The sequence below is a fragment of the Citrobacter sp. Res13-Sevr-PEB04-36 genome, from assembly GCF_015672735.1.
Taxonomy (GTDB): domain Bacteria; phylum Pseudomonadota; class Gammaproteobacteria; order Enterobacterales; family Enterobacteriaceae; genus Citrobacter.
Genome location: NZ_JADABY010000069.1, coordinates 43,247 through 59,375, shown reverse-complemented (window position 1 = coordinate 59,375; position 16,129 = coordinate 43,247). Strand labels below are relative to the sequence as shown.

General features: G+C 54.4%; 18 protein-coding genes. 2 read left to right on the top strand and 16 right to left on the bottom strand.

Annotation, left to right across the window (positions count from 1 at the left end; all coding sequences use genetic code 11):
- The first annotated feature begins 246 nt into the window (after positions 1-246).
- Positions 247-894: a nitrate/nitrite response regulator protein NarP gene (gene narP, locus IMQ48_RS20100; protein ID WP_196210390.1), complete on the top strand. Its 648-nt coding sequence runs from the start codon at positions 247-249 to the stop codon at positions 892-894.
- Positions 895-995: 101 nt separating this feature from the next.
- Here narP and IMQ48_RS20095 read toward each other — a convergent pair whose 3' ends face one another.
- The 15 genes from IMQ48_RS20095 to napF all read right to left on the bottom strand — a co-directional run bounded on the left by IMQ48_RS20095 (position 996) and on the right by napF (position 13,180).
- On the bottom strand, positions 996-2,045 hold the full coding sequence (locus IMQ48_RS20095; protein WP_196210389.1) for a cytochrome c-type biogenesis protein CcmH: 1,050 nt from the start codon (positions 2,043-2,045) through the stop codon (positions 996-998).
- Positions 2,042-2,599: a thiol:disulfide interchange protein DsbE gene (gene dsbE, locus IMQ48_RS20090; protein ID WP_096756440.1), complete on the bottom strand. Its 558-nt coding sequence runs from the start codon at positions 2,597-2,599 to the stop codon at positions 2,042-2,044. Before dsbE ends, IMQ48_RS20095 begins: the two co-directional genes overlap by 4 nt.
- The gene (locus IMQ48_RS20085) at positions 2,596-4,551 is read right to left on the bottom strand and encodes a heme lyase CcmF/NrfE family subunit (protein WP_196210388.1); all 1,956 of its coding nucleotides are present in this window, start codon (positions 4,549-4,551) and stop codon (positions 2,596-2,598) included. Before IMQ48_RS20085 ends, dsbE begins: the two co-directional genes overlap by 4 nt.
- Positions 4,548-5,027, bottom strand: a complete 480-nt coding sequence (gene ccmE, locus IMQ48_RS20080; RefSeq protein ID WP_135321249.1) for a cytochrome c maturation protein CcmE — start codon at positions 5,025-5,027, stop codon at positions 4,548-4,550. The genes IMQ48_RS20085 and ccmE overlap by 4 nt, the downstream gene beginning before the upstream one ends.
- A complete protein-coding gene (ccmD, locus tag IMQ48_RS20075) occupies positions 5,024-5,236 on the bottom strand; it encodes a heme exporter protein CcmD (RefSeq protein WP_096756437.1) in 213 nt (70 codons plus the stop codon). Before ccmD ends, ccmE begins: the two co-directional genes overlap by 4 nt.
- A complete protein-coding gene (locus IMQ48_RS20070; protein ID WP_196210387.1) occupies positions 5,233-5,970 on the bottom strand; it encodes a heme ABC transporter permease in 738 nt (245 codons plus the stop codon). The genes ccmD and IMQ48_RS20070 overlap by 4 nt, the downstream gene beginning before the upstream one ends.
- Positions 5,971-6,046: 76 nt before the next feature.
- The gene (ccmB, locus tag IMQ48_RS20065; RefSeq protein ID WP_196210386.1) at positions 6,047-6,706 is read right to left on the bottom strand and encodes a heme exporter protein CcmB; all 660 of its coding nucleotides are present in this window, start codon (positions 6,704-6,706) and stop codon (positions 6,047-6,049) included.
- Positions 6,703-7,329: a cytochrome c biogenesis heme-transporting ATPase CcmA gene (gene ccmA / locus IMQ48_RS20060; protein WP_370551871.1), complete on the bottom strand. Its 627-nt coding sequence runs from the start codon at positions 7,327-7,329 to the stop codon at positions 6,703-6,705. The genes ccmB and ccmA overlap by 4 nt, the downstream gene beginning before the upstream one ends.
- A gap of 13 nt (positions 7,330-7,342) precedes the next feature.
- Positions 7,343-7,945: a cytochrome c-type protein NapC gene (gene napC / locus IMQ48_RS20055; protein ID WP_096756434.1), complete on the bottom strand. Its 603-nt coding sequence runs from the start codon at positions 7,943-7,945 to the stop codon at positions 7,343-7,345.
- Between the two features lie 9 nt (positions 7,946-7,954).
- Positions 7,955-8,404, bottom strand: a complete 450-nt coding sequence (gene napB, locus IMQ48_RS20050; protein ID WP_196210384.1) for a nitrate reductase cytochrome c-type subunit — start codon at positions 8,402-8,404, stop codon at positions 7,955-7,957.
- Complete coding sequence (gene napH / locus IMQ48_RS20045) at positions 8,401-9,264, bottom strand: quinol dehydrogenase ferredoxin subunit NapH (protein WP_196210383.1); 864 nt, start codon at positions 9,262-9,264, stop codon at positions 8,401-8,403. The genes napB and napH overlap by 4 nt, the downstream gene beginning before the upstream one ends.
- Complete coding sequence (napG, locus tag IMQ48_RS20040; RefSeq protein WP_196210382.1) at positions 9,251-9,946, bottom strand: ferredoxin-type protein NapG; 696 nt, start codon at positions 9,944-9,946, stop codon at positions 9,251-9,253. Before napG ends, napH begins: the two co-directional genes overlap by 14 nt.
- Before the next feature lie 6 nt (positions 9,947-9,952).
- Entirely contained in the window at positions 9,953-12,439 is a 2,487-nt protein-coding gene (gene napA, locus IMQ48_RS20035) for a nitrate reductase catalytic subunit NapA (protein WP_196210381.1), read from the bottom strand.
- Positions 12,436-12,699 (bottom strand): chaperone NapD, encoded by a 264-nt coding sequence (gene napD, locus IMQ48_RS20030; protein WP_096756429.1) that lies wholly within the window; start codon positions 12,697-12,699, stop codon positions 12,436-12,438. Before napD ends, napA begins: the two co-directional genes overlap by 4 nt.
- Positions 12,689-13,180, bottom strand: coding sequence for a ferredoxin-type protein NapF (napF, locus tag IMQ48_RS20025; RefSeq protein WP_196210380.1), 492 nt, complete (start codon positions 13,178-13,180; stop codon positions 12,689-12,691). Before napF ends, napD begins: the two co-directional genes overlap by 11 nt.
- 415 nt (positions 13,181-13,595) lie before the next feature.
- Here napF and eco point away from each other — a divergent pair, with 415 nt between their 5' ends.
- Positions 13,596-14,093 (top strand): serine protease inhibitor ecotin, encoded by a 498-nt coding sequence (gene eco / locus IMQ48_RS20020; RefSeq protein WP_096759370.1) that lies wholly within the window; start codon positions 13,596-13,598, stop codon positions 14,091-14,093.
- 102 nt (positions 14,094-14,195) lie between these two features.
- Here the strand turns inward: eco and mqo are convergent, their stop codons facing one another.
- Positions 14,196-15,857 (bottom strand): malate dehydrogenase (quinone), encoded by a 1,662-nt coding sequence (gene mqo / locus IMQ48_RS20015; protein WP_196210379.1) that lies wholly within the window; start codon positions 15,855-15,857, stop codon positions 14,196-14,198.
- Positions 15,858-16,129 lie beyond the last annotated feature (272 nt).

Below are 16,129 nucleotides of genomic sequence, written 5' to 3'. Positions count from 1 at the left end.
GCAATTAAAAGACAACCGCAGCGCCAGTCGTTGCGGTTTTTTTATATTGTCTCGCAAACCGCCACCACCTTGATTCAAGTCATAAAGAGTATTCTTTGTAAAAATTCCAATGAGAGCTTTTTGAGTCAGGATATACTATTTGCACCTGTAAAAAGTAGGGTCACGTTGCCTTATCATCTGCGTGATAAATCAGGATTATCCCATGCCCCGAAATATAACGAAATTAAGAGTGCTCAGGAGAAAAAGATGCCTGAATTAACACCTTTTAAGGTGATGATCGTTGATGACCACCCACTCATGCGGCGAGGAATCAGTCAATTACTGCAGTTGGATAGCGCATTTGACGTGGTTGCCGAAGCTGGCGATGGCGCGAGTGCTATCGATCTGGCAAACCGGCTTGACCTGGATGTGATCCTGCTGGATCTCAATATGAAAGGTATGAGCGGGCTGGATACTCTGAATGCACTGCGTCGGGATGGCGTCACGGCACAAATTATCATTCTTACCGTGTCAGATTCCGCCAGCGATGTTTACGCCTTAATTGATGCTGGCGCTGACGGTTATTTGCTGAAAGACAGCGATCCGGAAGTGTTGCTTGACGCTATTCGCAGCGGTGCTAAAGGTGGTAAAGCATTTAGCGAACGCGTCAGCAACTACTTGCGTGAACGTGAACTGTTTGGCGCAGAAGAAGATCCGTTCAGCATGCTGACCGAGCGTGAACTGGATGTGTTACACGAGCTGGCACAGGGGCTGTCAAACAAACAGATCGCGTCAGTGCTGAATATCTCTGAACAAACAGTGAAAGTGCATATTCGAAATCTTCTGCGCAAGCTCAACGTACGTTCTCGCGTAGCAGCAACCATCCTGTTTTTGCAAACGCGCGGCATGCAATAACCAGATATTGCCCGATGGCGCTACGCTTATCGGGCCTACAAGTCGCGTGCATCGGTAGGCCGGATAAGACGCTTTGCGTCGCCATCCGGCATCTTCCACGCTTATTTCTCCTGCGGCGACAGCTGCTCCAGAGCTTGTTTAATGCTGCGCTCAATTACCGAGCGACGAGTGTCATTGGCAGGCAATAATTTCAGCATCATCTCCCACGCGGCCACCGCTTCGCCAAAACGCTGCTGCTCAAACGCATTAAACGCATACATACTCAGCACACGGACGTTGGCATGATCGCTCCTGACCAGTTGGCTTAACAATTCCCCTCCCCGACGGTTATCGTCCGGATCGGAGGAACGGGTCAGCGCTTCCGCATAGCCCAACGCGGCATCACTATTTTTCGGATCCAGCCGGTAAGCGTTGGCGTAGGCTTCAGTCGCCGTACTGGCATTGCCTAATACCATGCCAATGCGCCCGAGCATAATCCAGCCTTCAACGTTTCCGGCATCAGATTGCAGCCGCGTACGCAACCCCAGCGCCAGGCGCGTCATGTCCTCTTCATTCAGCGGATCGGCTTTCGGATCCAATGCGCGTTCCAGCAGCGCCGGAGCCTGAGCGGTGGCCTGCTGCCAAACTTTTACCTGCTTATAATTACCGGTGTAGTAATAGCTCACCGCACCCACCACAAGCGCCACCACCACGCCAGGTGCAAACAGCCACCATCCACCCCGTGTGCCATCCGGTGTGGTATCGTCAGGAAATTCTTCCTGCTTCAGGCGAACGCGACGACGAGAGCGGGCGAAAATAATCCAGCCTCCCAGACCAATCGCCACCAGCGGCATCACCCATAGCAGTACAGTCAGCGGTGTCAGCGGCGGATCGTAGGTTACGAAGTTGCCATAACGCGCCACCATGTAATCGACGATCTCTTTCTGGCTTTTCCCTTCCTGCATCAGCTCATACACTTTCTGACGCAGGTCGGTGGCAATCATTGAGTTAGAATCAGCGATGCTGTTGTTCTGACATTTAGGACAACGCAGCTGCTCGGTAAGCTGGCGGAACTGCTGTTCCTGCGCTTCGTCCTTGAACTGCATCACATCGATAGTGGCTAACGCCGAACCGGAGACTATCAGCATCAGCACGCCCAATAAAAATCTCATTGCGCAGCCTCCTTACTGTACTTATCCCACAACGGTTTGAGCTCGCTCTCCCACACCCTGGCGTTTAAATCACCGGCATGGCGGTAACGAATAATGCCTTTACCGTCGATCAGGAATGTTTCCGGCGCGCCGTATACCCCCAGATCCAGACCCAGCATTCCGTCGCCGTCAAACAGGCTCAGCGCATACGGATTACCCAGCTCTTTCAGCCAGACAATAGCTTTCTGGCGATCGTCTTTGTAGTTCAGACCCACAACCCGAATACCCTGCGCGGAAAGCTGGTTCAGATACTGATGTTCAGCGCGACAGGTCGGACACCAGGTCGCCCAGACGTTAAGCAGTACCGGCTTGCCCTGCGTAAGCACATCGGCCTGATAATGCTGACCCGGGTTCTCCAGCGACTCCAGACGGAATGTCGGTACCGGTTTACCGATCAGCGCCGACTCCAGATTTGTAGGATCGTCGCCCTGCGCGTTACGTGCCAGCTGCCACAGCAACGCTGCGGCAATCACGAGAAAAATAATAAACGGAATTAACAGTGCGTTGCGCTTCATACAGCCTCCGGCGCTTTTTCTTGCCCGGCAGTGCGGGGACGCGTGCGCTGGCGATAGCGCGGATCAAACAGGCAGAACAATCCGCCCAGCGCCATCAGTAACCCTCCGGCCCAAATCCAGCGAATAAACGGTTTGTAATACAGACGCACGGCCCATGCGCCGTTGTCCAGCTCCTCGCCCAGCGCCGCGTACAGGTCTCGGGTAAACCCGCCGTCAATGGCCGCTTCGGTCATCATCGAGCTGGTGCTGTTATAAAAGCGTTTTTCCGCATGCAGCGTCGCTTCCGGTTTGCCATCACGCGTGACGCCAATAATCGCAACACCACCACGATAGTTAGGTCCGGTGATATCTTTCACTTCACGGAAGGTGAACTGGTAATCATGAATGCCGACGCTGTCGCCCGCCTTCATGCGTACATCGCGCTCAACACTGTAGTTCTGGCTAAACGCAATACCGACAATAGTGACGGCCAGCCCCACGTGACCCGATACCATGCCCCAGTAACTCGGCGTCAGCTTCGTGCCGCGCGAAATACGCAGGAACGCCTCAGACATGGCCAGCACAAAAATCCAGCAAGCCATTGCCATACCGACGACGGTCATCGCGGCAATGCGATCCTCAAATAACCACGGCAGCAGCACAGACAGTACCAGCGTGGTGACAAAAGCAATAATCAGCAACGTTTTCAGTTTACGCGGTCGGTCGCGTCCCCAGCGCACCAGCGGCCCAATCCCCAGCAGCAGAGCGAACGGTGCCATCAACCAGGTGAACATGGTATTGAAGAACGGCTCACCAATCGAAATACTGCCCAGCCCGAGCTGTTTATGCACCAGCGGCAGCAACGTGCCCAGCAGGACCACCAGCATGGCGGCAATCAGCAGAACGTTATTCCCCAGCAGCAGCGATTCACGCGACCACAGCGCGTTATTGACCCGTGAGCGAACCTTATGCCCACGTACCGCAAACAGCAGCAGTGAACCGCCAATCACCAGCACCATAAAGGCCAGGATAAACATCCCTCGCGACGGGTCGGAGGCGAAGGCATGCACCGACACCAGCACGCCCGAGCGCACGAGGAACGTCCCTAACAAGCACAAGGAAAAGGCGCAAATTGACAGCAGTAGCGTCCAGGCCTTAAAGCTGGCGCGTTGCTCCGTAACGGCCAGGGAGTGCATCAGCGCAGTCCCCACCAGCCACGGCATAAACGAGGCGTTCTCAACTGGATCCCAGAACCACCAACCGCCCCAGCCCAACTCGTAGTAAGCCCAGGCCGAACCGAGCACAATACCCAGCGTCAGGAACACCCACGCCGCCAGCGTCCACGGGCGTGAAAAACGGGCAAAGGTGCTGTCCAGACGCCCGCTCATCAGCGCCGCAATGGCAAAAGCAAAGGCAACGGAGAAACCGACATAGCCCATATACAGCAGCGGCGGGTGGAAAATAAGCCCCGGATCCTGCAACAGCGGGTTCAGGTCGCGCCCTTCTATCGGAAAGTCCGGCAGCGTGCGGGCAAACGGGTTGGAGGTAAACAGAATAAACAGCAGGAAGCCGACGCTGACCATCCCCATCACCGCCAGCACGCGGGCGACGATATCCAGCGGCATACGCTGACTAAACAGCGCCACGGCAAACGTCCAGCCGCTCATCAACAGCACCCACAGCAGCAGCGAGCCTTCATGCGCGCCCCATGTGGCCGCCACACGATACCAGACCGGAAGCTGGGTATTGGAGTTACTGGCGACGTAGGTCACGGTAAAGTCATTGACCACAAAGGCGTTAATCAACACCAAAAACGCGCCCATCACACAGATAAACAACAACCAGGCGAAGGGACGCGCAGAGGCCATCATCCGTACATCGCCACGCGCTACGCCCCACAGCGGATAGACCGAGAGCAGCAATGCGACGCCGAGCGCCAGGCACAGCAGCCCGTTGCCAATTTCAGGCATCATGACGCTTTATCCTTATAAACACTTTCCGGGCGACGATGGTTTTCCTGCATCGCTTTTTCGACTTCTGGCGGGGTGTAGTTCTCATCATGTTTGGCGAGGACTTCTTTTGCCTGGACATGATTCCCCTCATCCAGTTCACCCTGAACAACGACGCCCTGCCCTTCACGGAACAGATCCGGCAGGATGCCTTCATACGTCACATCCACCACACCCTCGGCATCGTAGATGCTGAAATTCACCTTCAGCGATTGCGGGTCGCGCTTCACGCTGCCCGGCATGACCATACCGCCCACGCGCAGGCGTTGGCCGACCTCTGGCATCTGCTGGGTTTCACGTTTGCCGTAGAGGATTTCGCCCGGCGTATAGAACAAGTCGATATTGGAACGCAGCGCGTAAAGCACCAGCGTGATGGTCAATGCCAGGCCCGCCAGTACCGCACAGGCTATCCATAGCCGATTTTTACGTCGAATATTCACGCCGCCTCCCGTTGTACTTGCGCCGCACGCATGCGGGCTTCTCTTGCCCGCTGCTGCGCCACACCGCGTAAAATCGCGCGGTGCTGTAGCGCGGAATGCAGTACCAGCACCGTCAGCGGAATAACGCTCATCGCCACCGCCAACCAGACATACAAGGCGTAACCGCCCATCGCGAAAAAATCACTCCAGGATGCAAATGCAGGGGTCATTGGCGGCCTCTTTTTAAGATCAGTTCGCTCACCCACGGGCGGCGTTTTTCCATCAACAAAATCAGGTTACGCATACGCATCAGCGTCAGCGTGACAAACAGTAACAGGTAACCGACGATCGCCAGGCGCAGCGGCGCACGCATCGCCGGGTCGATACTTTGCTGCATACGAGTCGACCCCTGGTGCAGCGTATTCCACCACTCTACCGAGTAGTGAATGATCGGTAAGTTAACCACGCCAATCAGCACCAGAATCCCCGCGGCACGCCCCGCCACACGGCGGTCATCAAATGCGTGCCACAGCGCAATCGCGCCAACGTAAAGAAACAGCAGCACAAGTTCAGAGGTGAGTCTGGCATCCCACACCCACCAGGTTCCCCACATCGGTTTACCCCACGCGGAACCGGTCACCAGGGCAATAAAGGTAAACACCGCACCAATGGGGGCCATCGCCGCCAGCGCCAGATTGGCCATTTTCATCTGCCAGACCAGGCCGATAAACGCGGCAACCGCCATCGAGGCGTAAATGCCCATCGACCAGATTGCCGCCGGGACGTGCAAGTAGATGATGCGATAACTCTGCCCCTGCTGATAATCCGCGGGTGCAAAGCCAAATCCCCAGATCCAGCCCGTCACCAGTACCACCGCGCTGGCAATCGCCAGCCACGGGACAAACCAGCCACAGATCTGATAGAGCCGGGGAGGCATCGCCAATTGATGAAGTGTTTTCCACATAGTTCAGTCACCAGACTCCATAAATTAATATCCGTTTTGCCGGAGCGCCTTGCCCGGCCTGCACATCTAATCTGCGCTACTGCACGCTTATCCGTAACGCTGCGGCTGTTGCAAACGGACTTAACGTCGCGCTCCCAACCAACAGTGCACCCAGAATCGCCATGTAGCCTTCAACGGGTAAGTGCATTGAGGCAGCATCCATCGCAGCGGTGGCAAAAATCAGTAATGGAATCGTGAGCGGTAGCACCAGTACGCTTAACAATACGCCACCACGCTTTAATCCCACCGTTAATCCCACGCCCGGTGCCCCGAGAAAACCCAGTGTCGGCGTACCGAGCAGCAGAGTCAGCGCCATAATTTGCCAACTGTACATATCCATACCCAGCAGCAACGCCACCAGCGGCGAGAGGATCAGCAGCGGCAGGCCAGTCACTACCCAATGCGCCATCACCTTCGCCAGCACCACAGCCGGTAACGGTAGCGGCAGCAGCATCAGCTGTTCGAGGCTACCGTCCTGCAGGTCATCCCGGAATAAGCGTTCCAGCGCCAGCAACGACGCCAGCAATGCCGCCACCCAGATAATCCCTGGTGCAATGCGTGCCAGCAGTTGTGGCTCCGGGCCAATGCTCAGCGGGAATAACGTAATCACAATCAGGAAGAACCATAATGGATTGGCGATCTCCGCACTATGACGAAACGCAACCCGCAGTTCTAAACGGAAAATTCGCCACATCATTGCGCTGTCCTCTCGCGGGTCAGCGCGATGCGCCGCACTTTATTGGTTTCTACATTGAGAGGCTGGTGAGTCGTCAGAATAACAATGCCGCCCTGCTCCGTATGCTGTGCCATACGTTGGGTGAGGCGCTCAACGCCATTAACATCAATCGCGGTGAACGGTTCATCGAGGATCCACAGTCGGGCGCGGGTTAGCCACAGGCGAGCCAACGCAACACGACGCTGCTGCCCGGCGGAGAGCTGATTGACAGGAATATCTTCATATCCGGCAAGACCTGCCTGTGCCAGCGCGTCCAGACACTGGGCGATATCGCCATCATGATGGAAAAAGCGCAGATTCTCCAACGCCGAAAGCCGGGTTTTTATCCCCGGCTGATGTCCGATCCACAGCAGTTCCTGATGGAAATTGTCCCGCACCTGATGCAGCGGTTGCCCTTGCCAGAGAACGTCTCCGGCATCAGGCCGAGCCAGCCCGGTAAGTAACCGCAGCAGGGTGGTTTTCCCCGCGCCATTACTTCCGGTAATTTGCACCCATTCTCCTGCGTTAACGCGAAATGACAGATCGCTAAACAGTATTCTGTCATCTCGCTCACAGAGCAGTTCTCTGGCTTCAAGCATCCTGATTATTTACATCCTGTTAAAAGCCCGGTTTGACTTCGCGCATATCAGGCAGTTTGTGTGCAATCCCTTTATGACAGTCAATACACGTTTGCCCTTCTTTTACGGCCTGGTCGTGCATTTTAGCCGCCACGCCTTTCTGGGCAGTTAAATCCATAAACTCGAAGTTGTGGCAGTTACGACACTCTTGCGAATTATTATCTTTCATACGCCGCCATTCATTTTGCGCCATCGTCAGACGATGGTCTTCAAATTTTTGCGGTGTATCTATCAACCCCAGTGCTTTCGCGTACAGCTCTTTGCTGGCCTTGATCTTACGGATCATTTTCGGGCCCCACTCGTGTGGGACGTGGCAATCAGGGCACGTTGCTCGCACACCACTACGGTTGTTGTAGTGTACGGTTTCCATGTATTCCTGGTATACCGTGTTGCGCATTTCGTGACAGCTAATGCAGAACTCTTCTGTATTGGCCTTTTCCATACCGGTATTAAAGCCGCCCCAGAAAATAATGCCGCCCACAAAGCCGATTAACAACAGCGTGCCGAGCGCCAGACGGCTGGGGCGACGCCACCATTGCCAGACGCGCTTAATCCAGCCTGGTTTACGGTTAGAATTTTCCATAATGACCTCTTATTTCCCGTAACCTTTCGATGGAGTAAAGGTGTTTTCGACAATCGGTGCGGTGTTGGCCTGCGGGACATGACACTGCAGGCAGAAATAGCGACGCGGCGCAACTTCCGCCAGTACTTTGCCATCGCTATCCATAAAGTGCGTCGGGCTAATGCGCGGCGCACCGGTGGTGCGATAGCTTTCGACGCCGTGGCATTGCAGGCAGCGGTTGGTGTTGGTCGTTACCTGGTAACCGTCAACGCTGTGCGGAACCATCGGCGGCTGATTCACATAGTTCAGCGGCATACGCTCCTGCTCTTTCGGCATGCGAATCGCCCCTTCCTGCGTACCCGAAACTTCTGGTGACTGGCTCAGATCCACTCCGTTTGCAGCCCACACTGCCCCACTCACTAACAGGGCCAGCGCGGCCGTCATTTGACTCAGCGCTTTAATCAGGTCATGGCTTTTCATGATTTCGCTCCCGAACTCCATCGTGTTGTTATTGTAAAAACATCCTCAGAACAGACATCCACACAGCGACCGCAACCCATGCAATCGCGACTGGTTACCTGCACCGGGCTTTGCTCATCCAGCACCGGGGCACGTAGCACATGCGGTTCCGGGCAAACATGAAAACAATCCATACAGCGGTTACATCTCTCGCGTTCTTTCGCCGAAACGGTTAATACCCCTTTGCTTCCCAGCACGCTATACAGCGCGCCTAATGGGCAAAGGTGCCCGCACCAGCCATGCTCAACAACCAGTAAATCAAATAAAAACAGCGCAATAATCAGCAGGATACCGCTACCGAATCCCATCACCAGGCTACGTCCCAGCAAAGAGACCGGGTTTATCCATTCCCACAGCAGCGTACCGGTCAGCGCGGATCCTACCAGGATAACGACCAGCAGGACGTACCGTATATGGCGCGGAATAGTCGCAGACTGATTCAGGTCAAACCTTCGGCGTAACACACTTGCCAAATCGGTGACAGGGTTAATTGGGCAGACCCAGCTGCAAAACAGCCGCTTACCGGCCAGGGCATACAGCCCCGTAATAAGTGCAGCACCGATTAACGCCACGGTCGCGGGCAGATGTCCGCTGGCGAGGCTTTGCAACGTAATCAGCGGATCGGTGAATGGGATGGTATCCAGCAACAGGCTACTGCTGTAATTGCCATGCAGGATCCACACCCCGAGCCACGGACCGCTAAGAAACATCGCCAGTACCAAAAACTGGGTCAGACGACGCAGCACCAGCCAACGGTGACTGCGCCACCAGCCTTTTTTCTCCCGCGCTTCACGCCCGGCATCACGTTTACGATTTGCCATTGTTCCCCTCCAGCCAACCGAAGCGGTAATGGTGTCCCAACTCCCCTTTCGCCAGCGACAGCGGCAGCACTTTTATTGCCGGCTGTTCCAGCACGCAGACCTTTTCGCATTTACCGCATCCGGTACAGGCATCGCTGTGTACGGTCGGAATAAACCGCGCGTGCTTGCCGGTGCGCATATTGCGATCCAGTTCCAGGGTGATGGCCTCGTCTATCTTCGGACATTCGCGATAACAGACATCGCAGCGCAGCCCTTGATAGTTGAGGCAGTTTTCGTGATCCAGCAGTACCGCCAGCCCCATGCGTGAATCGTCAATGGATTCGATCTCCCTGTCCAACGCGCCGCTTGGACAGACTTTGGCGCACGGGATGTCTTCACACATTTCACAGGGAATATCGCGCGCGACAAAATACGGCGTACCGGCTGCCAGCCCGGAGGCCAGCGTCGCCAGTTTAAGCGTGTCATACGGGCAAGCCTGAACGCACTGTCCACAGCGCACGCAGGCACTGGCAAAGGCGTCCTCACTCAATGCCCCTGGCGGGCGCAACCGCACGCCGGTTGCACGTGCAGTTTGCTGTTGCAACCCCAGCACCACGCCAACGGCTGCCAGCCCGCCCGCTGCGCGAACCATATCGCGCAGAAAGCGGCGGCGGCCATTTTGGGGTTTTGCTGACCGGGACATAACGCGTTACACCTTCGCCAGTTTCACAGCGCACTTCTTGAAATCCGTCTCTTTAGAGAGCGGATCCGTCGCATCCAGCGTCAGGTTGTTCACCAGCTGTGCGGCGTCGAAGAACGGCATGTACACCAGCCCCTGCGGTGGACGGTTACGACCGCGGGTTTCAACAATCGAAATCACTTCGCCACGACGGGAAACAACTTTCACCTTGTCGCCACGACGCAGATCGCGGGCTTTCGCATCCAGCGGATGAATAAACAACACAGCTTCCGGGAAGGCGCGGTGCAGTTCAGGCACGCGGCGCGTCATGCTACCGGTGTGCCAGTGCTCCAGCACGCGACCGGTGGAGAGCCACAGGTCATACTCGTTATCCGGCGCTTCTGCTGCGGGTTCAAACGGCAGCGCGAAGATGACCGCTTTGCCATCCGGCTTGCCGTAGAACTTGTAGTTTTCGCCCGCTTTCACGTAAGGGTCGTTACCTTCGCTGTAGCGCCACTGGGTCTCTTTGCCCTCGACAACCGGCCAGCGTAAACCGCGCGCTTTGTGGTAATCGTCAAATGGCGCCAGATCGTGACCATGACCGCGACCAAACCAGGCATACTCTTCGAACAGCCCTTTTTGCAGATAAAAGCCCAGTTCGCGGGATTCATCGTTCAGTTGATCTTCTGCCAGTTCAGATACCGGGAATTTCGTGACTGCAGAGGTAGCGAACAGGACGTCGTACAGCGTTTTACCGCGCAGCTCCGGTTTCTGTGCCAACAGTGCTTCCGGCCAGACCTCTTCGGTTTTGAAGCGACGGGAGAACTGCACCAATTGCCACAGATCCGATTTCGATTCACCCGGCGCTTTAATTTGCTGGCGCCAGAACTGAGTACGGCGTTCAGCGTTACCGTAAGCGCCTTCTTTCTCTACCCACATCGCTGTTGGCAGGATCAGATCGGCCGCCAGGGCGCTGACCGTCGGGTACGGATCGGACACGATGATAAAGTTACGCGGATCGCGCCAGCCCGGCATACGCTCTTCGTTGATGTTAGGTCCGGCCTGCATGTTGTTGGTACACATCGCCCAATAGACATTTAACTTGCCGTCTTTCAGCGCACGGTCCTGCGCCACGGCGTGCAGACCGACTTTTGCCGGAATGGTTCCCGCCGGAATATTCCAGTGCTTCTCACAGATATCGCGGTGTTTCTCGTTGGTTACTACCATGTCCGCAGGCAGACGGTGAGAGAACGTCCCCACTTCACGGGCGGTACCACAGGCGGAAGGCTGCCCGGTCAGCGAGAACGGCCCGCAGCCAGGCTGAGAGATTTTACCGGTCAGCAGGTGCAGGTTATAGACCAGGTTATTGGCCCATACGCCGCGAGTATGCTGGTTAAAGCCCATCGTCCAGTAGGAGATGACTTTCTTCTTCGGATCGGCATACAGCTGCGCCAGCTGTTCCAACTGATCTTTCGGCACGCCGGTCATTTCTGCAGTTTTATCCAGCGTATATTCCGCAACAAACGCCTTGTACTCTTCAAAGCTGATCGGCTCAGACGCATCGGAACCCGGGTTTTTCGCGGCTTTTTCCAGCGGATGCGTTGGACGTAAGCCGTAGCCAATATCCGTTACACCTTTGCGCAGGTTAACGTGCTTGCTAAAGAAATCCTGGTTTATCGCATTGTTTTGAATGATATAGTTAGCGATATAGTTGAGGATCACCAGGTCGCTTTGCGGCGTAAACACCATGCCGTTATCTGCCAGCTCAAAGCTACGATGCTGGAAAGTAGACAGCACTGCGACGTTGACATTGGGATCGGACAGACGACGGTTAGTGATGCGCGACCACAGAATCGGGTGCATCTCCGCCATATTCGCGCCCCACAGCACGAAAGCATCCGCATGCTCAATATCGTCATAGCAGCCCATCGGCTCATCCATCCCAAAGGTACGCATAAAGCCCACCACCGCTGACGCCATGCAGTGACGCGCGTTCGGGTCGATATTGTTGGTACGGAAACCGGCTTTGAACAGCTTCGCGGCGGCGTAGCCTTCCCAGATGGTCCATTGACCGGAACCAAACATGCCGATGGCATCAGGTCCTTTCTCTTTCAGCGACGTTTTGAATTTTTCTTCCATCACATCAAAGGCCTGATCCCAGCTAATCGGGGTGAACTCGCCTTCTTTGTGATATTTGCCGTCCTTCATGCGCAGCATCGGCTGCGTTAAACGGTCTTTTCCGTACATGATTTTGGGCAGGAAATACCCTTTAATACAGTTAAGTCCACGGTTAACCGGCGCTTCCGGGTCACCCTGGCATGCCACAACGCGGCCTTGCTGGGTGCCAACCAATACGCCACAGCCGGTACCGCAAAAACGGCACGGGGCTTTGTCCCATTTGATCGCTTCTTGCTGACCGACTACCGCGCGGGCAACGCCCGGCACGCTTAACCCGGCAGCCGCCGCAGCGGCCGCAACGGCGTTAGCTTTCATAAAGCTACGACGACTGAGTTTCATGGTGTTTCCTCACCTTGCTCATCCTGCTGGTGATAAACCAGCGACACCGCCAGTACGCCCGCAACGTTGCGCACTGACTCAATTGTTTTCATTAGTGTTTCACTGTGTTCTGCTTCTACCACCACAATCAGTTGACCGCTTTCCACATCGCTGAGTGCAACCTCACAACCCGGAAATGTACGTAACTGCGTAGCGATATCGTTGATGTGCTGACTTTTGGCCTGAACGACCAGGCTGCAAACCTGCCAGTTAGTGTCCATGGTGGTACTCCGCATTAATGGCTGATACCGGACAGGTAGCGACGCACGCACCACATCCGCTACAGGCTTGATTGTCGAGCTGTGGCTGATATATACCGGACAGCGTGGGGCGAAAGGTAATGGCCATGGGTTCACAGCTATCCTGACAGCGATGACACTCTACAGATTGATTGGCGAGACAGTTTTCACCGATCGTAACATTCAGATCCCAGGCCCTGGTGTGGCGCGGAAGAAAGAGTGATTCGGGGCAGGCCTCTGCGCAGGCATAACAAAAGCTGCACTCGCCGTGTTTGAAATTTACGCTAGGAAAGCCGCCCTGGCCTCGCTGCAGGATGCCGGTTTCACACGCCTGGACGCAGGTGTCACAACGCAGGCAATGCGCCAAAAAGTGAGATTCTTCCATGCTCCACGGCGGACGAATACCCGTACTGGCGTTACGCCAGCTACCTGTCAACATGCCTCGACGGGATAAATCAACCATGACATTGTCCTTGCATAAATGACGCTCTCCCTGAGCGGGTTGAACGACAATAAGTAACCGCACTATTTATGAGTAGTTATTTTTAACAGTAAGATATTTCAGGATGTGTTAGAGGTGCATACCCCAATCGGGGTAAATGCTGTTGCCGGATCAAAAGAGTGTAGGGTTGGTATAAAAAAACGCGCTTTTACTCACATTTCAATGAGTTATATAAGAAGTTATATAGCGATTGCAAACCCAAGAGAATAATATTAAAAATAGGATAAATCTTAGAACATATCTCTATTTAACAATTAAACATTCAATTAATACACTTTAAATATAAGTAAATTTAGATTAATAGCGCATGTGAATATGCTAATCTGCGGCAAACACGTTCAGAAGACAGAAGAAAGGAAACACTGTGAACAATAAGATGAAGACAATCGTCCCTGCCATCCTGCTAGCCACGTTTGCCAGCACCTCTGCGTGGGCAGCAACCAGTGATACTCCCGCTCAGCCGCTGGAAAAAGTCGCCCCGTATCCGAAAGCAGACAAAGGGATGAAACGCCAGGTTATCCAGCTTACTCCTGAGAAAGATGAATCTACTCTAAAGGTAGAACTGCTGATCGGCCAAACGCTGGACGTTGACTGTAACCAACATCGCCTGGGCGGAGAACTGGACAGCAAAACGCTGGAAGGTTGGGGTTACGACTACTACGTATTCGACAAAGTTACCTCTCCGGTTTCAACCATGATGGCCTGCCCGGACGGCAAGAAAGAGAAGAAGTTTATTACCGCTCATTTGGGTGACGACGGTATGTTGCGTTATAACAGCAAATTACCGATTGTGGTCTACACCCCGGAAAACGTAGAAGTAAAATACCGTATCTGGAAAGCAGAAGAGAAGATTCAGGACGCAGTCGCGCGATAAATGAGAATGTGCCGGATGGCGGCGTACCGCCTTATCCGGCTACATATGCTTACGCGTTGTTGGCCGGATAAGCGCAGCGCCATCCGGCATGCAGCCATGCGATTACAGTGCGATATCCGCAACCGCTTTCTGCTCTGGCTGCGGTTGAGCCTGAGGTTTTAACTGCGGTTGAGGCGTTTCGTCAGCCACCTGCGGTTTATCGTATTTCAGACCCAGAACGCCACTGGTGTACTGCAGCTCTTGTTCCGTGGCCTCGACGTTACCGTTCAGCCTGGTGCCGTAAGACGGAATAATCGTTTTCAGTTTCGCCTGCCATTGCGGGCTGGCGACTTTATCTTTAAACACTTTTTCCATCAGATGCAGCATGATCGGTGCCGCCGTTGACGCGCCCGGTGATGCCCCCAACAGTGCGGCAATCGTGCCGTCTTTGTCGCTCACCACTTCGGTCCCCAGACGCAGAACGCCGCCCTTGTCTTCATCACTTTTGATGATCTGCACACGCTGGCCCGCCTGCCACAAACGCCAGTCTTCTTTCTTCGCCTGCGGGTAGTATTCCTGCAGCGCCGCAAAACGCTCGTCGTCGCTGAGCATGACCTGGCTGACCAGATATTTCACCAGATCGAAATTATCCAGACCCACATTCATCATCGGCATAACGTTTGAAGTGGTGGTAGAACTCAGCAGATCCCACAATGAACCGTTCTTCAGGAACTTGGTGGAGAAGGTCGCAAACGGCCCAAACAGCACCACGCGTTTGCCATCCAGAATACGGGTGTCAATGTGCGGCACGGACATCGGCGGTGCGCCGACAGAAGCCTGACCGTATACTTTCGCCAGGTGACGATTCACCACATCCGGGTTTTCCGCCACCAGGAACTGTCCGCCAACCGGGAATCCGCCGTAGCCTTTCGCTTCCGGGATGTCGGTTTCCTGCAACAGCTTCAGCGCAGCGCCACCGGCGCCAATAAAGACAAACTTCGCCTTGATGTCGCGTTCCGCAGCGTTGTTTTTCAGATCGGCAACCGTGACGGTCCAGCTGTTATCAGCGTTACGCTTAAAACCCCGTACTTCGGTACTGAGTTGCAGCGCAAAGTTAGGTTTTTTCTGTAACGAGGCGATCAGCTGGCGCGTAATTTCGCCGTAGTTGACGTCAGTCCCAATCTCGGTACGCGTTGCCGCCACTTTCTGGTTTGGATCGCGTCCTTCCATCACCAGCGGTGCCCACTCTTTGATCTGGGCGTGATCTTCGGAGTAGCGCATGCCACGGAACAGCGAACTTTGCTGCAGGGCTTTATAACGTGCGCGCAGGAAGTTAACGTTCTCATCCCCCCAGACAAAGCTCATGTGGGGAACGGTAGTGATAAATGAGCGTGGGTCATGCATCACGTCGTTGTTGACCTGATAGGCCCAAAACTGGCGGGAAATCTGGAAGGCTTCGTTAATTTCAACGGCCTTTTCAATGCTGACGGTACCGTCGGCTTTTTTCGGCGTGTAGTTCAGTTCCATCAACGCGGAGTGGCCCGTACCGGCATTGTTCCAGCCGTTTGAACTCTCCTCGGCCACACCATCCAGTCGCTCAACCATGGTCATTGACCATTGTGGTTCCAGTTCTTGTAAATAGGTTCCCAATGTAGCGCTCATGATGCCGCCGCCAATCAACAGTACATCCGTTTCCTGCTCTTCCACCGCTTTCGCTTGTGCCGTCATAGAGACAACATTCAGCCCCAGGGCCATGGTGAAGAGCATGGCTGTCACTTTTTTCATAATGTTAATGCCTTACTTTTAGTATCGCTTTTTGCTTTTCATGCAGGTGAAAATCGAACGGCCCAACGGTAACACTTAAGTAAAAAATAATAAAATATTGTTTATATTTTATGTTTAAATTTTAAAAATGTTATTAATAGGTTGATTCTTTATACGGTTATTGACAATCATTTCTGGAAACCTGCCCGTCAGGCGGGTACTATGCTGCGCTTTGCTATTCACCGCACGGATGCTTGCCGGTCTGCTGTTATCAGGCCATTTCTGACCTGAGA